Below are 15622 nucleotides of genomic sequence, written 5' to 3' on the forward strand. Positions count from 1 at the left end.
CCCGCCGGTCGCGCTCCTCGAAGCCCAGGACCCGCGAGACCAGCTCGGTCAGCCCCAGCACCACCGCGAGCAACACGACGCACGCGCCGATCAACCAGGCCAGCTGCGTGGGGCCGATCATCGACCAGATCCCGTCGGCCACCCCGTCGGAGAACGCGGCGTAGACCACCAGGACGATCACGGACTTGTCGAACAGGGCCAGTCGCGTGATCTTCCTGGTGATCGGCAGGACCCGGGCGCGCAGCACCTGCCCCAGCACGAAGGGCAGCAGCAGCTGCAGCGCGATCTTCCCCACGGAGCCCCCGCTGACGGTGACCGACCCGTCGGGGGTCATCAGGAGGAAGACCAGCAGCGGGGTGGCGAACACCCCCAGGAGGTTGGACACGGACGCCGAGACCACGGCCGCGCTGACGTGGCCGCGGGCGATCGCGACAAACGTGATGGACGACTGGACTGTCGACGGCACCAGGGTGAGGAACAGGAAACCGGTGGCCAACCCCGCGCCGAGCACCGGGGTGAGCGCCCACCTGCCCACCAGGCCCAGCAGCGGGAACAGGACGAACGTCGCGGCCAACACCACCGAGTGCAGCCGCCAGTGCGTCAGGCCGGCCACCAGCTCACGGGGTTCCAGGCGCGCACCGTAGAGGAAGAACAGCACGGCGATGCCGATCGTCGTCACCCACTCCAGCGCGTCCGCCGCACCACCGGTGGCCGGCAGGAACGCGGCCACCACCACCGCGGCCAGGATCGCCAGGATGAACGGCTCGATCCGGAGGCGGCGTAGGAGGTTCATCGGACCATTGCACCACCCCGGCCGCGGAGCGTGACCGATAGGCTCGGGCCCATGACGGAGCAGGTGGGGCGGGGCTGGCGGCCCAGGGCGCTGCGGGACGGCGAGGAACCGGACCCGCGGTTCACGCTCGCCAACGAACGGACCTTCCTCGCGTGGATCCGCACGAGCCTCGGGCTGATGGCGGGTGCGGTGGCGATGGAGGCCTTCGCCGGCGACCAGATCCCGGAGGCCGTCCGCACCCCGCTGGCCTGCACACTCCTGGTGTTGGCGGCGCTGCTGTCGATCGTGTCGTTCCGCAGGTGGATCCGCATCGAGGCCGCCATGCGCCACACGCGGCCGCTGCCGGTGCCGCAGGCGTCGATCCTGCTGGTGCTGGGCATCGCGATCGGCGCGGTGCTCCTGGTGGTCGCGATCCTCGCCGGTACCATCTCGTGACCACCCCCCGGCGGCGCATCGGCGTGCGGCCGGAGGCGATCCCGCCCGACGAGGGCCTCGCGGCGGAACGGACGAGCCTGTCGTGGGCCCGGACCTGGGCCGTGGTCGCGGTGAACATCATCCTGGTGGCCAAGCTCGTGGCGGAGACGTCCACGATGGCCGCGGCGGTCTTCTCGCTGCTGCTGGTGGTGCCGCTGCTGGCCCTGCTCAGGGTGCAACGTCGGCACGAGCAGCGGGTGGGGCGCTTCGTCCGCGCCGGCGAGGTCGAGCAGACGCAGGCGGTCTACAACGTCGGCGTGGTGGCGATGGTGCTGGTGATGGCCGGGTGCGGGCTCATCGCCGTGCTGATCCGGTTTCTGACCTAGCGGCCCGGCCGAGGGCCTCGAGGCTCTCCTCGAGCTGCCGGTCGATCATCGAATCCATCCCGACCCGGAGGGCGAGCAGGCGCGTGAGGAGCCCCCGCCGCCCGCTCATCGTCCACGTGACGTCGGTGGTGTCGGGCCCGAGCGGGCGGAGGGTGAACACCATCGTGGATCGCGCCCTGACGGGATCGACGAGCCGTAGGTGGATCACGACCTGCCGGCCGGCGGCGGCGTCGACGATCTCCATCGCCCCGGCGCCGGCCCTGCCCGCCCCCGACCAGGCGTAACGCGCACCCACCCCGCGCTGCCTGCCGGAGTACTCGCGGTGCATGGTCGGGTTGATCCGGTCCCACGGGGACCAGGCGGTCCAGGCGCGGAAGTCCTCGATCTGCGCGAACACCGCGGGCGCGGGGGCGCGCAGCACCGCCGACCGCGTGATCGAGAACTCCGCGGCCATGGGGTCAGGTGTTCCTGAACCGGCCGCTGAGGGCGTCACGGAGACGGTCGACCATGCCGATGCCGGGGCCGAGGGTCATGTGGAACAGCTCAGAGTGCGGCGCGCCGGGATGCGGCCGGGTGGGGGCGATCATCTTGGCCGCCTCGACCTTGCGGCCCATGTCCACCAGGGCCTCGGCGGTGAGGTGCTCGCGCATCTTGGGGAACTGGTCGGACTCCTCGTCGTGGGCGTGGTGCTCGAGCAGTTCCTTGAGCCGCTTCGCCACGGCCAGGAACTCGGCGCTCCCGGAGTCGACGCCCTCGAGCCTCTTCATCACCACCTCGATCTCCTGGTGCTCCTCCTTGTCGTGATCCACCTCCTCGGTGCCGCCGGGGATGCTGCGCTCGTACTCGGGGTAGACGAACAGCTCCTCGGCCACGGAGTGGCGCATGACCTCGGCGATGACGGAATCCGCCAGCGCCCGACGCTCCTCGGGGTCCGCGGTCTCCTCGATCACCTCGATGAGCCCGACCATCTCGCGATGGTCGGCGGTGAGAATGTCGATCACGTCGGTTCCGGCGTCTGCGCCTCGGTTCGGTGCCATGTCGTACTCCTTCACGGTGCGGTGTCGGTGGACCTCAGACCGTAGGGGGGAGCCGTGGGGCGGGCCACCGGTCGGCCGCCGCCGCTCCTCACGTGGCGGAGTTCTCCGGCTCGCACATCCCCTGGAGCGCGCACGAGCCGCAGCCGCCGGTCACGCCGCAGTCGGCGGCCGGGTCGGCGTGGCCGCCGGGGGAGCAGGACGCGGCCGCGCTCGAGTCGGACCCGGTGGCGTCGGACCCGGAGGTGTCCGACCCGGCCGGGTGGCCGCCGCAGCCGCCGTCGGACCCGCAGCCGCAGCCGCCCTGCTCCTCCTGGGAGTCCTCCCAGACCGCCGCGGCGCGGGACCCCGCGAGGCCGGCGACGTTGAGGAGGACCAGGCCGCCGAGAAGGGCGACGACGACGACGAGGCCGCCGACCCAGCCGCCGATCAGACCCACTCCCAGCGCACCGAGCAGGAGCATCAGACCGGAGCCGAGGAACGCGGGTCCGGCGGCCCGGTTGGCCAGGTCCCACGCCTCGGGGGAGCGGCGGGTCTCCGGGGTCCGGACGCCCAGGACGCCGTTGCCGGGTAACCGCCCGAGCAGGCCGAGCAGGCCGGTGCCCCCGACCACGAGGGCGAGCCCCACCAGGAGCACGACGACCACCACGAGCACTGCGTTCACGCCCCTGAGGGTACGCCCGCGGCGGAGTATTGCCGAGTCGGCTCCCGACCCTCCGAGCCCTCGACGAGCGCGAGGAGGCGGGCGAGTTCGCTCGCGTCGTCCCGGCTCAGCTTGTCGAGGAACACCCGGCGGACCGTGGCGACGTGATGGGGCGCCGCCCGCTCGATCTCGGTCATCCCCCCCGCGGTCACGGAGACGAAGGCGCCGCGGCCGTCGGTGGGGCAGCTGGTCCGCTCGACCAGTCCGCGCTTGACCATCCGGGTGACCTGATGGGACAGCCGGCTGCGTTCCCACTGGAGGACGTCGGCCAGGGCGGTCATCCGGAGTGGTCCGCCGGCCTCGCTGAGGTACACCAGGACCTCGAACTCGGGCTCTGTGAGGCTCGAGTTGGCCTTGAGGTCCCGCTGGATCTCCAGGTGGAGGCGTCCCTGGATGGCGAGGTAGTCGCGCCACAGCGCCTTCTCCTGGTCGGACAACCATCTGACGTGCTCGCTCGGAACGTGGTCTGCCATGTCCACAGCGTAGCCGTTAGTTGACACGACATCTAGCGCGAGGGTAGAAGTGTGTGACACATCATCCATTGGAAGGACCCGCATGACCACCACCGCCCCCCGCCCCGTCTCCGCCACGACCGAGACCCTGCTGCTCCCCGTCCCCGGGCTCGTCCGCGACCTCGGTCTGCTCATCGCCCGGGCCCTCCTGGGCGTCGTGCTGGTCGCCCACGGCTGGGAGAAGCTCGTCACCAACGGCGCCGGAGCCACCGGGGAGTTCTTCGACTCCGTCGGCGTCCCGGCGGCCCGGGCCGCGGCGGTGTTCGCGGGAGGCGTCGAGTTGGTCGGAGGGCTCCTGCTGATCCTGGGTCTGCTCACGCCGATCGTCGCGGCCCTCGTCGTCGTCGTCATGGTCGGCGCGTACCTCTTCGTCCACCAGGGCGCGGGCGTCTACGCCGCGAGCGGCGGCTGGGAGCTCGTCGCGGTGATCGGCCTGGCCGTCGCGGTGTTCGGTCTGGTGGGTCCCGGCCGCTATAGCGTCGACTCGCTCCTCGCGCGCCGGCGCGCCGCCAGGGCCTGACCCCCCGCGGTGCCCACACGCTGCCGTGGCCCGGCCCGGACCAGGGTTTAGGCTTGACCCGCCTGCGTGTGGGCACCGGCGAGAGCACAGGAGAGCAGACAACCGTGAGCAGCAGCGACGAGACCGTCACCGGCGAGCAGTCGGGAACCGGGGCGCAGTCCGAGCAGGCGGGGCCCGAGTACCGCTACGGCGCCGACCTCGCCGGCCGGATCGAATCCCGCTGGCAGCGGGAGTGGTCCGAGCGCGGCACCTTCGAGGCGCCCAACCCGGTCGGCCCGCTCGCCGGCCCCGAGGGCTCGACGCTGCCGGAGGACAAGCTCTTCGTCCAGGACATGTTCCCGTACCCCTCCGGCGCGGGCCTGCACGTCGGCCACCCGCTGGGGTACATCGCCACCGACGTCTTTGCGCGCTACCACCGCATGCTCGGCGCCAACGTCCTGCACACCCTGGGCTACGACGCGTTCGGCCTGCCCGCCGAGCAGTACGCCGTCCAGACCGGCCAGCACCCGCGCGTGACCACCGAGGCCAACATCGCCAACATGGAGCGCCAGCTCGGGCGCCTGGGCCTGGGACACGACCGGCGGCGCGTGGTGGCCACCACCGACACCGACTACTACCGCTGGACGCAGTGGATCTTCCTGCAGATCCACGGGGCCTGGTATGACCCCGAGGCCCCCGCCCTCACCACCGACGGCACCCCGCACCCCGCGCGCACCGGCCGCGCCCGGCCGATCTCCGAGCTGGTCGAACAGTTCGCCTCCGGCACCCGCCCGCTGCCCGAGCAGTTCGCCGGCCGCGACTGGGCCGACCTCACCGCGGGGGAGCGGGAGAGGGTCCTCGACGCGCACCGGCTGGTCTACCTCTCCGACTCGACCGTCAACTGGTGCCCCGGGCTGGGCACGGTGTTGGCCAACGAGGAGGTCACCGCCGAGGGACGCTCCGAGCGGGGCAACTTCCCCGTGTTCCGCAAGAACCTCTCGCAGTGGATGATGCGGATCACCGCCTACGCCGACCGCCTGGTCGACGACCTGGACCGCCTGGACTGGACCGACAAGGTCAAGTCCATGCAGCGCAACTGGATCGGTCGCTCGCAGGGCGCCCGCGTGCGCTTCGCCGTCGAGGATCGGTCGATCGAGGTGTTCACCACCCGCCCCGACACCCTGTTCGGCGCCACCTACATGGTGCTCTCGCCCGAGCACCCGCTGGTCGACGAGCTGGCCGGTCCCTCCTGGCCCGGGGGGCCCGACGGTGCCGGCGCGCCCGACGACCGCTGGACGGGCGGGCACGCCTCGCCCGCCGAGGCCGTGGCCGAGTACCGCCGCCGGGCCGCCCACAAGTCCGACCTGGAGCGCCAGGAGAACAAGGACAAGACCGGCGTCTTCACCGGCGCGTACGCCGTCAACCCGGTCAACGGCGCCCGGGTGCCGGTGTTCGTCGCGGACTACGTGCTCATGGGCTACGGCACCGGGGCCATCATGGCCGTCCCCGCCCACGACTCGCGCGACCACGAGTTCGCCACCGCCTTCGGGCTGCCGATCGTGCAGGTCGTGGCGCCCGCCGACGGGCGCGGGCTGGACGTGCAGGCCGAGTCGTACGCGGGCGACGGCGTGGCCGTGAACTCCGCCAACGAGTCCGGACTGTCGCTCGACGGGCTGGGCGTGGACGAGGCCAAGGCCGCCACCATCGCGTGGCTCGAGGCCCAGGGCGCGGGGGAGGGCACGGTCCAGTACAAGCTGCGCGACTGGCTCTTCGCCCGCCAGCGCTACTGGGGCGAGCCGTTCCCCGTGGTCTACGACTCCGACGGCGTCCCGCGCGCGCTGCCCGACGAGATGCTGCCCGTCGAACTCCCGGAGGTCGAGGACTACAAGCCCGTCTCGTTCGACCCCGACGACGCCGACTCGCTGCCCTCCCCGCCGCTGGCCAAGGCCACCGAGTGGATGACCGTCGAGTTGGACCTCGGCGACGGGCTGCGGACCTACACCCGCGACGCCAACGTCATGCCCAACTGGGCCGGATCGAGCTGGTACCAGCTGCGCTACATCGACCCGACCAACCCGGATGAGCTCTGCGCGCTGGAGAACGAGCGCTACTGGACCGGCCCGCGGCCGGAGATCCACGGCGCGGGCGACCCGGGCGGGGTTGACCTCTACGTCGGTGGAGTCGAGCACGCCGTGCTACACCTGCTCTACTCGCGGTTCTGGCACAAGGTTCTCTTCGACCTCGGCCACGTGACCAGCGAGGAACCCTACCGCCGGCTCTTCAACCAGGGGTACATCCAGGCCTTCGCCTACACCGACGCGCGCGGGGTGTACGTTCCCGCAGCAGATGTAGAGGAGCGCGACGGGAAGTTCTACCTCGACGGCTCCCCGGACGCCCCGGAGGTGTTCCAGGAGTACGGGAAGATGGGCAAGTCGCTCAAGAACTCCGTCTCGCCCGACGAGATCTGCGACGCCTACGGGGCCGACACTTTACGGGTGTATGAGATGTCCATGGGCCCGCTCGACACGTCGCGGCCCTGGGCCACCAAGGACGTGGTGGGCGCGCACCGATTCCTGCAGCGGCTGTGGCGGGTGGTGATCGACGAGACCACCGGCGAGGTCCGGGTGACCGGGGGCGACGCGCCGGAGGACGTGCTCAGGGCGCTGCACAAGGCGATCGCCGGGGTCCGCGAGGACTACGCCGGCCTGCGCGACAACACCGCGATCGCCAAGCTCATCGAGTACGTCAACCACCTCACCAAGGCCTACCCGACCGAGGGCCCGGGGGCGCCTCGCTCGGTGGTCGAGCCGCTGGTGCTCATGGCGGCGCCGGTGGCCCCGCACCTCGCCGAGGAACTGTGGTCGCGACTCGGGCACACCGGGTCGCTGGCGCACGGGCCCTTCCCCGAGCACGACGAGTCCTACCTGGTGGAGGACTCCGTCGAGTACCCGGTGCAGATCAAGGGCAAGGTGCGCTCCCGCATCACCGTCCCGGCGGACGCCTCGCCGGCGGAGGTCGAGGCCGCGGCCCTGGCCGACGAGAAGGTGCAGGCCAACCTCGGCGGGGCGGCCCCGCGGAAGGTCATCGTGGTGCCGGGCAAGATGGTCAACATCGTCCCCTGATGCAGGCGGAGCCCGCCGTCCGCCGGCGGCCTCCGTGCAGAGGGGCAGCGCAACCACCGCCGGATGCGCTGCCCCTTCGGCTTGCGCTGGGTCTTTGCACCGGAACGACCCGGTTGCGATGCGGGATCGGTCCCATCCGGCAGCGCAGGCCGGTGGGGCAGCGTAAGCTGGCGGCCTCTGTGCAGGGGGGCGGCGCGGGGCAGGGGGGGCGGCGCGGACCGGGGGTCAGCCGACCTGCACGAACACCGCCGACGAGGACAGCAGCAGGTATGCCGTGGTGAGCATCCACATGGCGTAGGTCGCGAACAGCCAGGGCCGCCAGCGGATGTGGCGTTGCCAGCGTCGATAGGTCTTGACGGCCGACAGCACGGACAGCCCCAGCGCGAGCAGGGTCGGCAGCACCACCACCCAGACGCGGCTGGCGGTGGTGCACAGGGTGTCGGGCTCGGCGCACTGCGGGCCGGTGACGTCGGCGAGCGCGACGATCGCGATCGACAGTGCCGCGATCGCCGCGCCGGAGAGCAGCACGTACCGGAAGGCCTGCAGGCCCTGACGCTCGTTGCGCTCGAGACGCTCCAGCGGGTCGTCGATCTGGTCGAATCCGTCGGCGGACACGGCTACGTACCGGCGAATCCGTTGTGCCCGCCGGCCGCGGCCACCTCGTCGACCGTGTCGATCCCGAGTTGCTCGTCGGTGACGGGCGGGAAGAGCGGGCCGCCGCCGAAGGCACCCCGATGGGAGAGGGGAACCTCGCCGTCGTCGTTGGTGATCCCGCGCTCCCGCCCGTACTCGGCGGTGATGACGGTGGAGCCGCTCATCCGCGGCAGCGCGGGGTCGTCGGCGAGGGCGGCGATCACGCGGCCGACGAACGTCGGGTCCTCGGCGCGGGCGAGGGGGAAGCCGTTGAAGTCCTCCATCCCGAGCGACAGGATCAGCTCGGTGCGGATGAGTCCCAGCCACAGCGACAGGGTCGCCACGCCGGTCCCGGTGAGCTCGTGCGCCATGTCGGAGGCCATCTTGTCCAGGGCCGTCTTGCTCATCCCGTAGAGCACGGTGTGGAACGGCGAGCGCGAGCCGAACGAGGAGATGTTGACGATCAGCCCCGAGCCCTGCGGGACCATGATCCGGGCGGCCTCGCAGCTGGCCACGTAGTGTGCGCGCAGCCCGATCCCGATCAGGGCGTCCCAGTCGCCGGCGGGCCGCTCCCAGAACCTCCCGTTGAAGCCCATGAAGCCCTTGGGGTTGGTCCACACGTTGTTGACCAGCAGGTCCAGCCGTCCTGTCTCGGAGACGATGCGGGCCACGACGGCGTGGACCTGCTCGTCGTCGGCGTGATCACACTCCACCGGGCGCACCTCGCCCGGGGCCCCGGCGGCGGCGTCGACCGTGCCCTGCAGGCGCTCGGCCGAGCGGCCGGTGACGTAGACGGTCCACCCCGCCTGGGCGAGCGCGGTGGCCACGCCGCGACCGACGCCGCGGCTGGCGCCGGTCACCAGCGCCACCCGGGCGGTCACGAGTCGGCCCCGGCGGTCGCGGCTCCGCGGTGGGTGTGGACCTCGGGGTGGGTGACGGACGCGTTCTCGAGGGTGCGGGTGACGGACCAGCCCGGGGTGAACAGGCATTCGGCCATGACCCAGCGGCCGTCCTCGATCACATAGACGTCCGAATACTCGCCGGTGGACAGGGTCTCGGTGCCGTTGTCGCGGTCCACCTGGCGGAACTGCAGGGTCCAGGTCCCGGTGGCGCGCACGGGAGGGCCGCCGGAGCCGCCGGCCTCGACGGTGATCGAGGGCATGAAGCCGTGGTGCATGTCGAGGATCCTCGGCCCCCCGTCCTCGGCCGTCGCCAGGGCGATCCGGCGGAAGACCCCGACCATCGTGTCCGGGTCGGTGCGCCCGAGCGGGCCGAAGTCCAGCACGCCGCCCGAGGCCACGAAGCACGCCCGGAAGGTCTCCGGGTCCTTGGCGTCGCAGGCCCGCCAGTAGCGGTATTTGAGCTGTTCTATGGCCTGGCGGGCGCGGATTTCCTCGTCGTGCTGCATGGGGGCCACGTTAGCCTAGGGAGCATGAGCCGAACACTGGTGGCACTGTCCGATCGCTGGGATCTGCAGGACCTCGTCACCAGGTACGCGACCTGCATCGACTCCCGCGACTTCGACGGCCTGGACTGGGTGTTCACCCCGCAGGCCCGGGTGAGCTACGAGGCCTCCGGCGGGCCGGACGACACCTACCCGGTGGTACGGGCCTGGCTGGCGGAGATGCTGCCGATCTTCGCCGCCACGCAGCACCTCATGGGCAACCTCGAGGTGCGCCTGGACGGGGACGCCGCGACCGGGCGCTGCATGTGCTTCAACCCGATGGCGTTGAGACCGATCGAGGAGAAGGACCAGCAGGTGTTCTTCTACGGCCTCTGGTACCGGCTGGAGTTCGTCCGGACCGGCGACGGCTGGCGGATCGCCCGGCTCACCCAGGAGCAGGCGTTCCACCACAACCTGCCCTGACGGTCGCGTTCTCCCGTGTCAGACGGTGCCGCAGGAGTTCGGTGCGGGTCGGCCCTGCACGCGATCCATGAGGTAGCGGGCGTTGGTGTCCCGCTCGACCAGCATCGGCAGGGCGTGGTCGACGACCAGACCCGGCGCGAGCGCGGGGAGCTCGGCGGTGCGCAGTTCGACGGTGGTGCCCTGGGCGCACCAGTCCCGGACCAGGTCCACGGCGGTGTGGTGGGGGACCACGTCGTCGTTGCGCCCGATCAGCACGAGCGCCGGCACGGCGGGCGCGACCTTTCCGAGGTTGTAGCCCTCGAGGACCCGGAGGATCTCGGGCTCGGACCGGGCGGCGTCGGCCAGGGAGCGGCCGTCCACGGTGAACTCGCTGGTACGGCGCAGGCCGTACGCGAACGCCGTCTCGGCGACGCACTGCCCGCTGGTCACCTCGAGCATGCGCCGGCCCTCGTCGTTGAGCTGCCGGTCGAACGCCTCGCGGAGTTCGGGGTGCACCTCGAGGATGCCGTTGATGGCGTAGCCGACGGCGCCGGTGAGCACTCCGCCGTCGACGCGGTCGAGCGTGCCGAGCATGTCCGACGGCGGCGCGCCCGCGGCGATCCCGACCAGGTTGACGTCCGGCGCGTACGTGGGCTGCAGCTCACCCGCGGCCGCGGCCGCGCCGCCGCCCTGGGAGTACCCGCTCACCACGGCGGGGGAGTCGGGGGCGAGGTCGGTGCCCTCCAGGCGCTGCGCCGCGCGGGCCGCATCGAGGGCGGATCGGCCCTGCGAGTCGCGGTTGACGTAGGGGTGGTGGCCGGGCGTGCCGAGGCCCTCGTAGTCGGTGACCACCACGGCGAAGCCCTCGGCGAGCATCGAGTACGCGTCGAGCAGGGAGTACCCGGCGGCCATCGAGGGCGGGGCCGTCCGGATGCCGAGCCCGACCTCCATGGACCTCGAGGGCGCGCACTGGTCGCCCTGGCCCTGCGTGCCGGGTGTCACCACGGCGAGCGGGCGGGGGCCCGGCCCGGTCCACGGGACCTTGGGCTGCAGGTAGGTGCCGGTGACGGCGATCGGCCCGCCGGCCGCCCCGGTGGAGCGGTACATGATCCGCCGGGCGTCGGCGGGCAGCGAACCACCGTTGACGAGGTCGGGAACGCTCGGGGTGATGGACATGGGTTGGCTGCGGATGACGGCCCCGAGCTCGGCGGGCAGCTCGGCCGGTGGTGCGTAGAACGCGGTGTGGTCCGGGGTGTTGGACGACCCATGATCGGAGGAACCCTGCGCGGCGGCCCGCGGGGCGGCGCCGGGGGCCAGGGCGGGCGCGAGTGCCACCACGAGCCCGAGGGCGAGCGCCCCGGCGACGGCGGCCGGGCCGGGGGCCTGTGCCCGATCGGATGACGGTGATCTCACGTGTGCTCCAAGGGTTTCGGTGCTGCGGGATGGTTCCGCTCGCACGTGGCGGACCCCAAAACTATAACGTGTGTCTGTTTCTGTGGGTGGTCTGTGTCACTCCCACACGCGCGCCCGGCGATTCGGATCACCGCGAACATAGCGGTGGCCGGTGTCGGACCCCGCTGTTACGGTGGCCCCGTGCCGAAGAACGTGCTGATGTGCTGGCGCCGACATCCCGAGGGGTGCGGCGCCGCCCCCGTCGTGACAGCCGACATGTCTTAGAGCGGACGGGTCAACCCCCGTGATCCACGCGGCTCACGAGAGACCCGAACCGATCCCGCACGAGGAGTACCCCCAGGTGACCGCAAGTCCCCGCACGATCCACGGCTCGGCCACCGAGTCGGACATCCTGGTCAGCGCCCGCTCGCTCAGCGAGTACGCGGACATGTTCGGGCTCGACGCCGAGGACCTGCTGGGCCGGATCGTCGACTGCCCCGGAGGGGCCGCGAGCGCGGTCGCCGAGATCTGCGAGGCCGGCGGGGCCGCGGTCGCGGTCGACCCGCAGTACTCGCTCGGCGCCCACGACCTGCGGGAACGGGTGCTGGCCGACCTCGATCGGTCGCTCGCGCAGTCGTCCGCCAGCGAGCTCGAGTACGACTGGGACGTCCGGGGCGGCGTGGTGGGACACGAGACCATCCGCCGGACGGCGGCCGAGCGGATGCTCGACGACCTCGACGCCCACCCCGAGCGCTACATCGCCGGGGCCCTGCCGTCCCTGCCGCTGGCCGGCGACTCGGCCGACCTCGTCCTGTGCTCCCACCTGCTGTTCACGTACGCCGACCGGATGGATCTGGACGACCACGTGGAGGCGATCGTCGAGATGGCGCGGGTGGCCCCGGAGGTCCGGATCTACCCGTTGGTCGACCACGCGGGCACTCCGCTGCCCGAGCTCGTGCGCAGCGTGATCGCCAAGCTGAAGAAGGGCCGGCTGACCAGCCGGATCGAGCCCGTCATCCGACCGTTCCAGCTGGCGGCCACCACCCGGCTCGTGGTGGAACGGAGCGGTCACCGGCGGGGATAGGGGTCAGTCCGGCGCGGCCGGGGTCAGGCGGAGGACCTGCTGGCCGGTGAACGGTGAGGTCTCCAGGCTGGTGAGCAGCGGCTGCGGCCCGCCCACGTCGAGCGCCTGGCCCGGCTGGAACACGGTCCCCGACCCCAACGCGTACGCCACCAGATCGCACATCTGCCCGTAGACCGCCCCGGGCGGGCCGTCCACGTCGAGTCGCTCCAGATCGAGTTGGCCGAAGCGACCGAGCCCGGTGGTGTGGACGCACGAGGTCGTCGCGGACTGCATGCCCGCCCTGACCCCCACGAGAACCGGGACGGGGAGCGGGTTTCCGGTGACGAGGTCGCGGTACGGGCCGGCGGGCAGGGTGGCCGCGGCGCCCCCCACGCTCACCGCGACCGCGCCGGGCAGGGCGGTGAGCGCGGCGGTGACGGTGGCCACCGCGAGCTCGCACCTGAGCGTGTCGAGTCGGGGGTCCAGGTACTCGGGTTCGCCCGGCTCCCCGTCGTCCCCGACGGGTCCGAGCCGGAAGGCGGCCACGACGACCTGGGACCGATGCGTGTCCACCACGGCCTCGCCGCCGTTCCAGATGGCCAGGTCGCGGGTGTAGCGGGAGGCCTCGCCGTCGGCCACGGGTGAGTCGATCGGGGTGACGACGACCGTGGCGTCCTCGATGTAGACGCCGGTCGCCGGATCGTCGTCCGTGCCCGGGTCCACCTCGTAGGAGCCCTCGAAGATCTCCTCGAGCAGCTCGCCGACCTCGCGGTGGTCCGGGGCGGTGCGGTCGAGCAGCACGACCGCGACCGGGGTGCGCTTCCACGACAGGTCCTCGCCGGTCCGGGGATCGACGGGAGGCTGCGCGGGGTCGGGGTGCGGCGTCTCGGTCATGGGCCGAGGGTAGCGCTTGCGGGCGGCGGGCCGACCGGTCAGTGGAGCAGGAAGTCGATCACCAGGCGCTCGAACTTGTCCTTCTGCTCGATCATGGCCCAGTGCCCGCAGCGGGAGAAGGCGTGGAGCTCGGCCCGGGGAAGCTGGCGGAACGCGAAGTGCGCCTGCTCGTACGGCAGCATGCGGTCGTCGCGGCCCCAGATGAGCAGGGTCTCCTGGCGGATCTGCGAGGCCCGGGCGTAGAGCGGCGTGTACGCGTTCTCCGGCTTGAGGATCGAGCCGAAGATGCCGTACATCCGCTCGACGGCGCCGGGTGCGGTGGCGGCCTCGGTGCGCGCGCGGATCAGCTCGGGGGAGACGACCTTCTTATTGCCGACCATGGTGTCGACCCACGCGGCCATCTTCTCGTCGGTGGGCTCGGCGAGGAACTCGAACAGGCGGCGCGAACCCTCGCTGGGCTCGGGCGTGAACAGCGGCGCGGCCAGGCCGCCGGGGCCCATGAGCGCCATCTTGCGGACCCGACCCGGGTACGCGAGCGCGGTCTCGCAGGCGACGTTGCCGCCCATCGAGTTGCCCACGATGTCGACCTTCTCCAGGCCCTTGGCCTCGCAGAACGCGTCGATCGCCTCGGCGGCGATCATCGGGTAGGCCTTCTCCCATTCCAGGTCGGAGCTCTTACCGAAGCCGGGCATGTCCAGCAGGATGGTGTGGAACCGCTCGGCGAAGACCGGGAAGTTGCCGGCGAAGTTCGACCAGGCGGTGACGCCGGGGCCGGAGCCGTGGAGGAAGAGGACGGGCACGGAGTTCTGCGGCTCGGCGTGGCTGGCCTCGCCCGCCTCGTGATAGTGCAGGTCGAAGCGGCCGGCGGTGATGGTCTTGCTGGTGGACTCGAAGTCGAGGGCGCTCATACCGCCACGGTACTAGAACAGGTTCTAGAATCCACGGCCCTCGGCCCGATTCGCGGCCCCGCCCGGAAATAAGTCAACCGCGCGGGGAGTCCCTGACATCCCCGCGCGGCGATGCGGAGAACACTAACAGGAATTTTTCAGGTGACAAGTAGATAACGTTTATTGGGGTGTCGAGTGGGTGACGAGTCCCCGACGCTGTCCCCCCATGAGTTGCGCCGCTCACGAAGTTGGCACACTGTCCAGTTGCGGGTCGTGGTGCTCACCCCAGGACGCGCGAGAGGAACGCGGTGGCGTCCGGCGTCGCGGCGTACACGGTCCCGCTGTGGTCCCGGTCCGGGTACACGTGCAGTTCGAGGGGCTGCCGGTTCAGCGTCATCTCCGCGGCGAGCGACAGCGCCGACGGGGCGGGCACGTCCAGGTCGAGCAGGCCCTGGCCGAGGAACACCGGCCTGTCGTAGCCGACCGCCGGGGTGCCCATGTACCGCTGCAGGAGGCCGAAGCCGTCGGGGATGTCCTTGAGCGGACGGCTCAGCGCCTGCGAGACCTGGAAGTCCCCGACCTTCTCGCGCATGGCCGAGTAGCAGAGCGTCTCGGCGGCGTCGACCATCTCGCGACCGGCCGGCGTGAGGAACCTGTTCAGGTCCAGCTCCGGGTGCTGGTCGCGGAACCCGGCGAGGATGTACATCGCGTAGAGGTTGAGCCCGGGCGGCAGCGACACCGGCGGGAATCCCGGGCCGCCCCACTGGAAGATCAGCTCTATGTTCGCCGGTGCGCCCGTGGCCACCACGCCCCGGTAGTCCAGCCCGGCCGGCGCGCCGAGTTCGGTGGCGCGGGTGGCGGTGACGAGCGCGGCCCCGGCGCCCTGCGACTGGCCCACGAGCGCCCACCTCGGCGAGAGCGGCAGGCCGTCCGCGCGCGCGGCGACCAGCGAGTCGACGATCCCACGCGCGGCGGCCTGCCCGTTGAGGTAGCTCAGCAGCCCGGGCGTGCCGAGGCCCGCGTAGTCGGCGGCCACCACGGCGTAGCCGCGGTCCAGCCAGTGGCCGAGGTACTCGGCGTCGCGCTCCGAGCGCGGCTGGGTGGACGGCGCGCAGTCGTCACCGAGGCCGGTGGTCCCGTGCGCCCACGCCACCACGGGCCACCCGCCCGGCGGGGGAGTGCCGTGCGGCAGGAACACGGCGGACGTGGCGATCGCGTTGCGGCCGTGCTGGTCGACCGTCCCGTAGGCCTGGCGGACGGCCCGGCCGGCCTGCGGCAGCGAGAGCGACGGGTCGAGCGGGACGGTCGCCGCCACCGCGCCCGGCGCGGGGATCGGCCGGTTCCACTGGCGGGTGTCGAGCCCCGACCAGGTCGGCGCGGGGTTCGGCGCCGCGGCGGCGGGGGCGGCGAGGGAGGCGACGACGACGAGGGCGGCGGCCGCGGA

Annotated in this window: 18 protein-coding genes; 6 read left to right on the plus strand and 12 right to left on the minus strand. The window is 72.0% G+C overall.

The genetic code is table 11. The annotated features are described in order from the left end of the window. On the minus strand, nt 1-793 hold a 793-nt coding region (locus Q0444_RS11775), incomplete at its 3' end, for a bile acid:sodium symporter (RefSeq protein WP_299023312.1). Between the two features lie 51 nt (nt 794-844). Between Q0444_RS11775 and Q0444_RS11780 the strand changes: the two genes are divergently transcribed. After that, on the plus strand, nt 845-1228 hold the full coding sequence (locus Q0444_RS11780; protein WP_291085214.1) for a YidH family protein: 384 nt from the start codon (nt 845-847) through the stop codon (nt 1226-1228). After that, complete coding sequence (locus Q0444_RS11785) at nt 1225-1593, plus strand: DUF202 domain-containing protein (RefSeq protein WP_291085211.1); 369 nt, start codon at nt 1225-1227, stop codon at nt 1591-1593. The genes Q0444_RS11780 and Q0444_RS11785 overlap by 4 nt, the downstream gene beginning before the upstream one ends. On the opposite strand, the gene Q0444_RS11790 is transcribed toward Q0444_RS11785, so the two are convergent. The 4 genes from Q0444_RS11790 to Q0444_RS11805 all read right to left on the minus strand — a co-directional run bounded on the left by Q0444_RS11790 (nt 1562) and on the right by Q0444_RS11805 (nt 3803). Next, complete coding sequence (locus Q0444_RS11790; protein ID WP_291085208.1) at nt 1562-2047, minus strand: SRPBCC family protein; 486 nt, start codon at nt 2045-2047, stop codon at nt 1562-1564. The two genes, Q0444_RS11785 and Q0444_RS11790, sit on opposite strands and share 32 nt — an antisense overlap. A gap of 4 nt (nt 2048-2051) precedes the next feature. Continuing rightward, on the minus strand, nt 2052-2630 hold the full coding sequence (locus tag Q0444_RS11795; protein ID WP_291085205.1) for a hemerythrin domain-containing protein: 579 nt from the start codon (nt 2628-2630) through the stop codon (nt 2052-2054). Between the two features lie 88 nt (nt 2631-2718). Further along, a complete protein-coding gene (locus tag Q0444_RS11800; RefSeq protein WP_291085202.1) occupies nt 2719-3291 on the minus strand; it encodes an SdpI family protein in 573 nt (190 codons plus the stop codon). Further along, nucleotides 3288-3803: a MarR family winged helix-turn-helix transcriptional regulator gene (locus tag Q0444_RS11805; protein ID WP_291085199.1), complete on the minus strand. Its 516-nt coding sequence runs from the start codon at nt 3801-3803 to the stop codon at nt 3288-3290. The genes Q0444_RS11800 and Q0444_RS11805 overlap by 4 nt, the downstream gene beginning before the upstream one ends. Before the next feature lie 82 nt (nt 3804-3885). On the opposite strand from Q0444_RS11805, the gene Q0444_RS11810 reads away from it, so the two are divergent. Next, a complete protein-coding gene (locus Q0444_RS11810) occupies nt 3886-4362 on the plus strand; it encodes a DoxX family protein (protein ID WP_299023313.1) in 477 nt (158 codons plus the stop codon). Between the two features lie 104 nt (nt 4363-4466). Continuing rightward, nucleotides 4467-7463, plus strand: coding sequence for a leucine--tRNA ligase (locus Q0444_RS11815; protein WP_299023314.1), 2997 nt, complete (start codon nt 4467-4469; stop codon nt 7461-7463). Nucleotides 7464-7688: 225 nt separating this feature from the next. On the opposite strand, the gene Q0444_RS11820 is transcribed toward Q0444_RS11815, so the two are convergent. Genes Q0444_RS11820 through Q0444_RS11830 form a run of 3 tightly spaced genes read right to left on the minus strand, consistent with a single transcriptional unit; the run spans nt 7689 to nt 9504 of the window. Beyond that, the gene (locus Q0444_RS11820) at nt 7689-8078 is read right to left on the minus strand and encodes a hypothetical protein (RefSeq protein WP_291085190.1); all 390 of its coding nucleotides are present in this window, start codon (nt 8076-8078) and stop codon (nt 7689-7691) included. Nucleotides 8079-8080: 2 nt separating this feature from the next. After that, nucleotides 8081-8977, minus strand: a complete 897-nt coding sequence (locus tag Q0444_RS11825; protein WP_291085188.1) for an SDR family NAD(P)-dependent oxidoreductase — start codon at nt 8975-8977, stop codon at nt 8081-8083. Then, entirely contained in the window at nt 8974-9504 is a 531-nt protein-coding gene (locus Q0444_RS11830) for a nuclear transport factor 2 family protein (protein WP_291085185.1), read from the minus strand. Before Q0444_RS11830 ends, Q0444_RS11825 begins: the two co-directional genes overlap by 4 nt. 24 nt (nt 9505-9528) lie before the next feature. Between Q0444_RS11830 and Q0444_RS11835 the strand changes: the two genes are divergently transcribed. After that, nucleotides 9529-9963 (plus strand): nuclear transport factor 2 family protein, encoded by a 435-nt coding sequence (locus Q0444_RS11835; protein ID WP_299023315.1) that lies wholly within the window; start codon nt 9529-9531, stop codon nt 9961-9963. 18 nt (nt 9964-9981) lie between these two features. Here Q0444_RS11835 and Q0444_RS11840 read toward each other — a convergent pair whose 3' ends face one another. After that, nucleotides 9982-11355 (minus strand): lipase family protein, encoded by a 1374-nt coding sequence (locus Q0444_RS11840; RefSeq protein ID WP_291085158.1) that lies wholly within the window; start codon nt 11353-11355, stop codon nt 9982-9984. A 340-nt stretch (nt 11356-11695) separates the two neighbouring features. Here Q0444_RS11840 and Q0444_RS11845 point away from each other — a divergent pair, with 340 nt between their 5' ends. Continuing rightward, entirely contained in the window at nt 11696-12418 is a 723-nt protein-coding gene (locus Q0444_RS11845) for a hypothetical protein (RefSeq protein ID WP_291085155.1), read from the plus strand. 3 nt (nt 12419-12421) lie between these two features. Here the strand turns inward: Q0444_RS11845 and Q0444_RS11850 are convergent, their stop codons facing one another. The 3 genes from Q0444_RS11850 to Q0444_RS11860 all read right to left on the minus strand — a co-directional run. Continuing rightward, nucleotides 12422-13291, minus strand: a complete 870-nt coding sequence (locus Q0444_RS11850) for a hypothetical protein (RefSeq protein ID WP_299023316.1) — start codon at nt 13289-13291, stop codon at nt 12422-12424. A 38-nt stretch (nt 13292-13329) separates the two neighbouring features. Next, nucleotides 13330-14199 carry an alpha/beta fold hydrolase gene (locus tag Q0444_RS11855; RefSeq protein ID WP_291085151.1) on the minus strand — a complete coding sequence of 290 codons (870 nt, stop codon included), beginning with the start codon at nt 14197-14199 and terminating at the stop codon, nt 13330-13332. Between the two features lie 259 nt (nt 14200-14458). After that, nucleotides 14459-15622: lipase family protein (locus Q0444_RS11860; RefSeq protein ID WP_299023317.1), on the minus strand; the 1164-nt coding region annotated here is incomplete at its 5' end.

The sequence above is a fragment of the uncultured Dietzia sp. genome, assembly GCF_937873725.1.
Lineage (GTDB): Bacteria > Actinomycetota > Actinomycetes > Mycobacteriales > Mycobacteriaceae > Dietzia.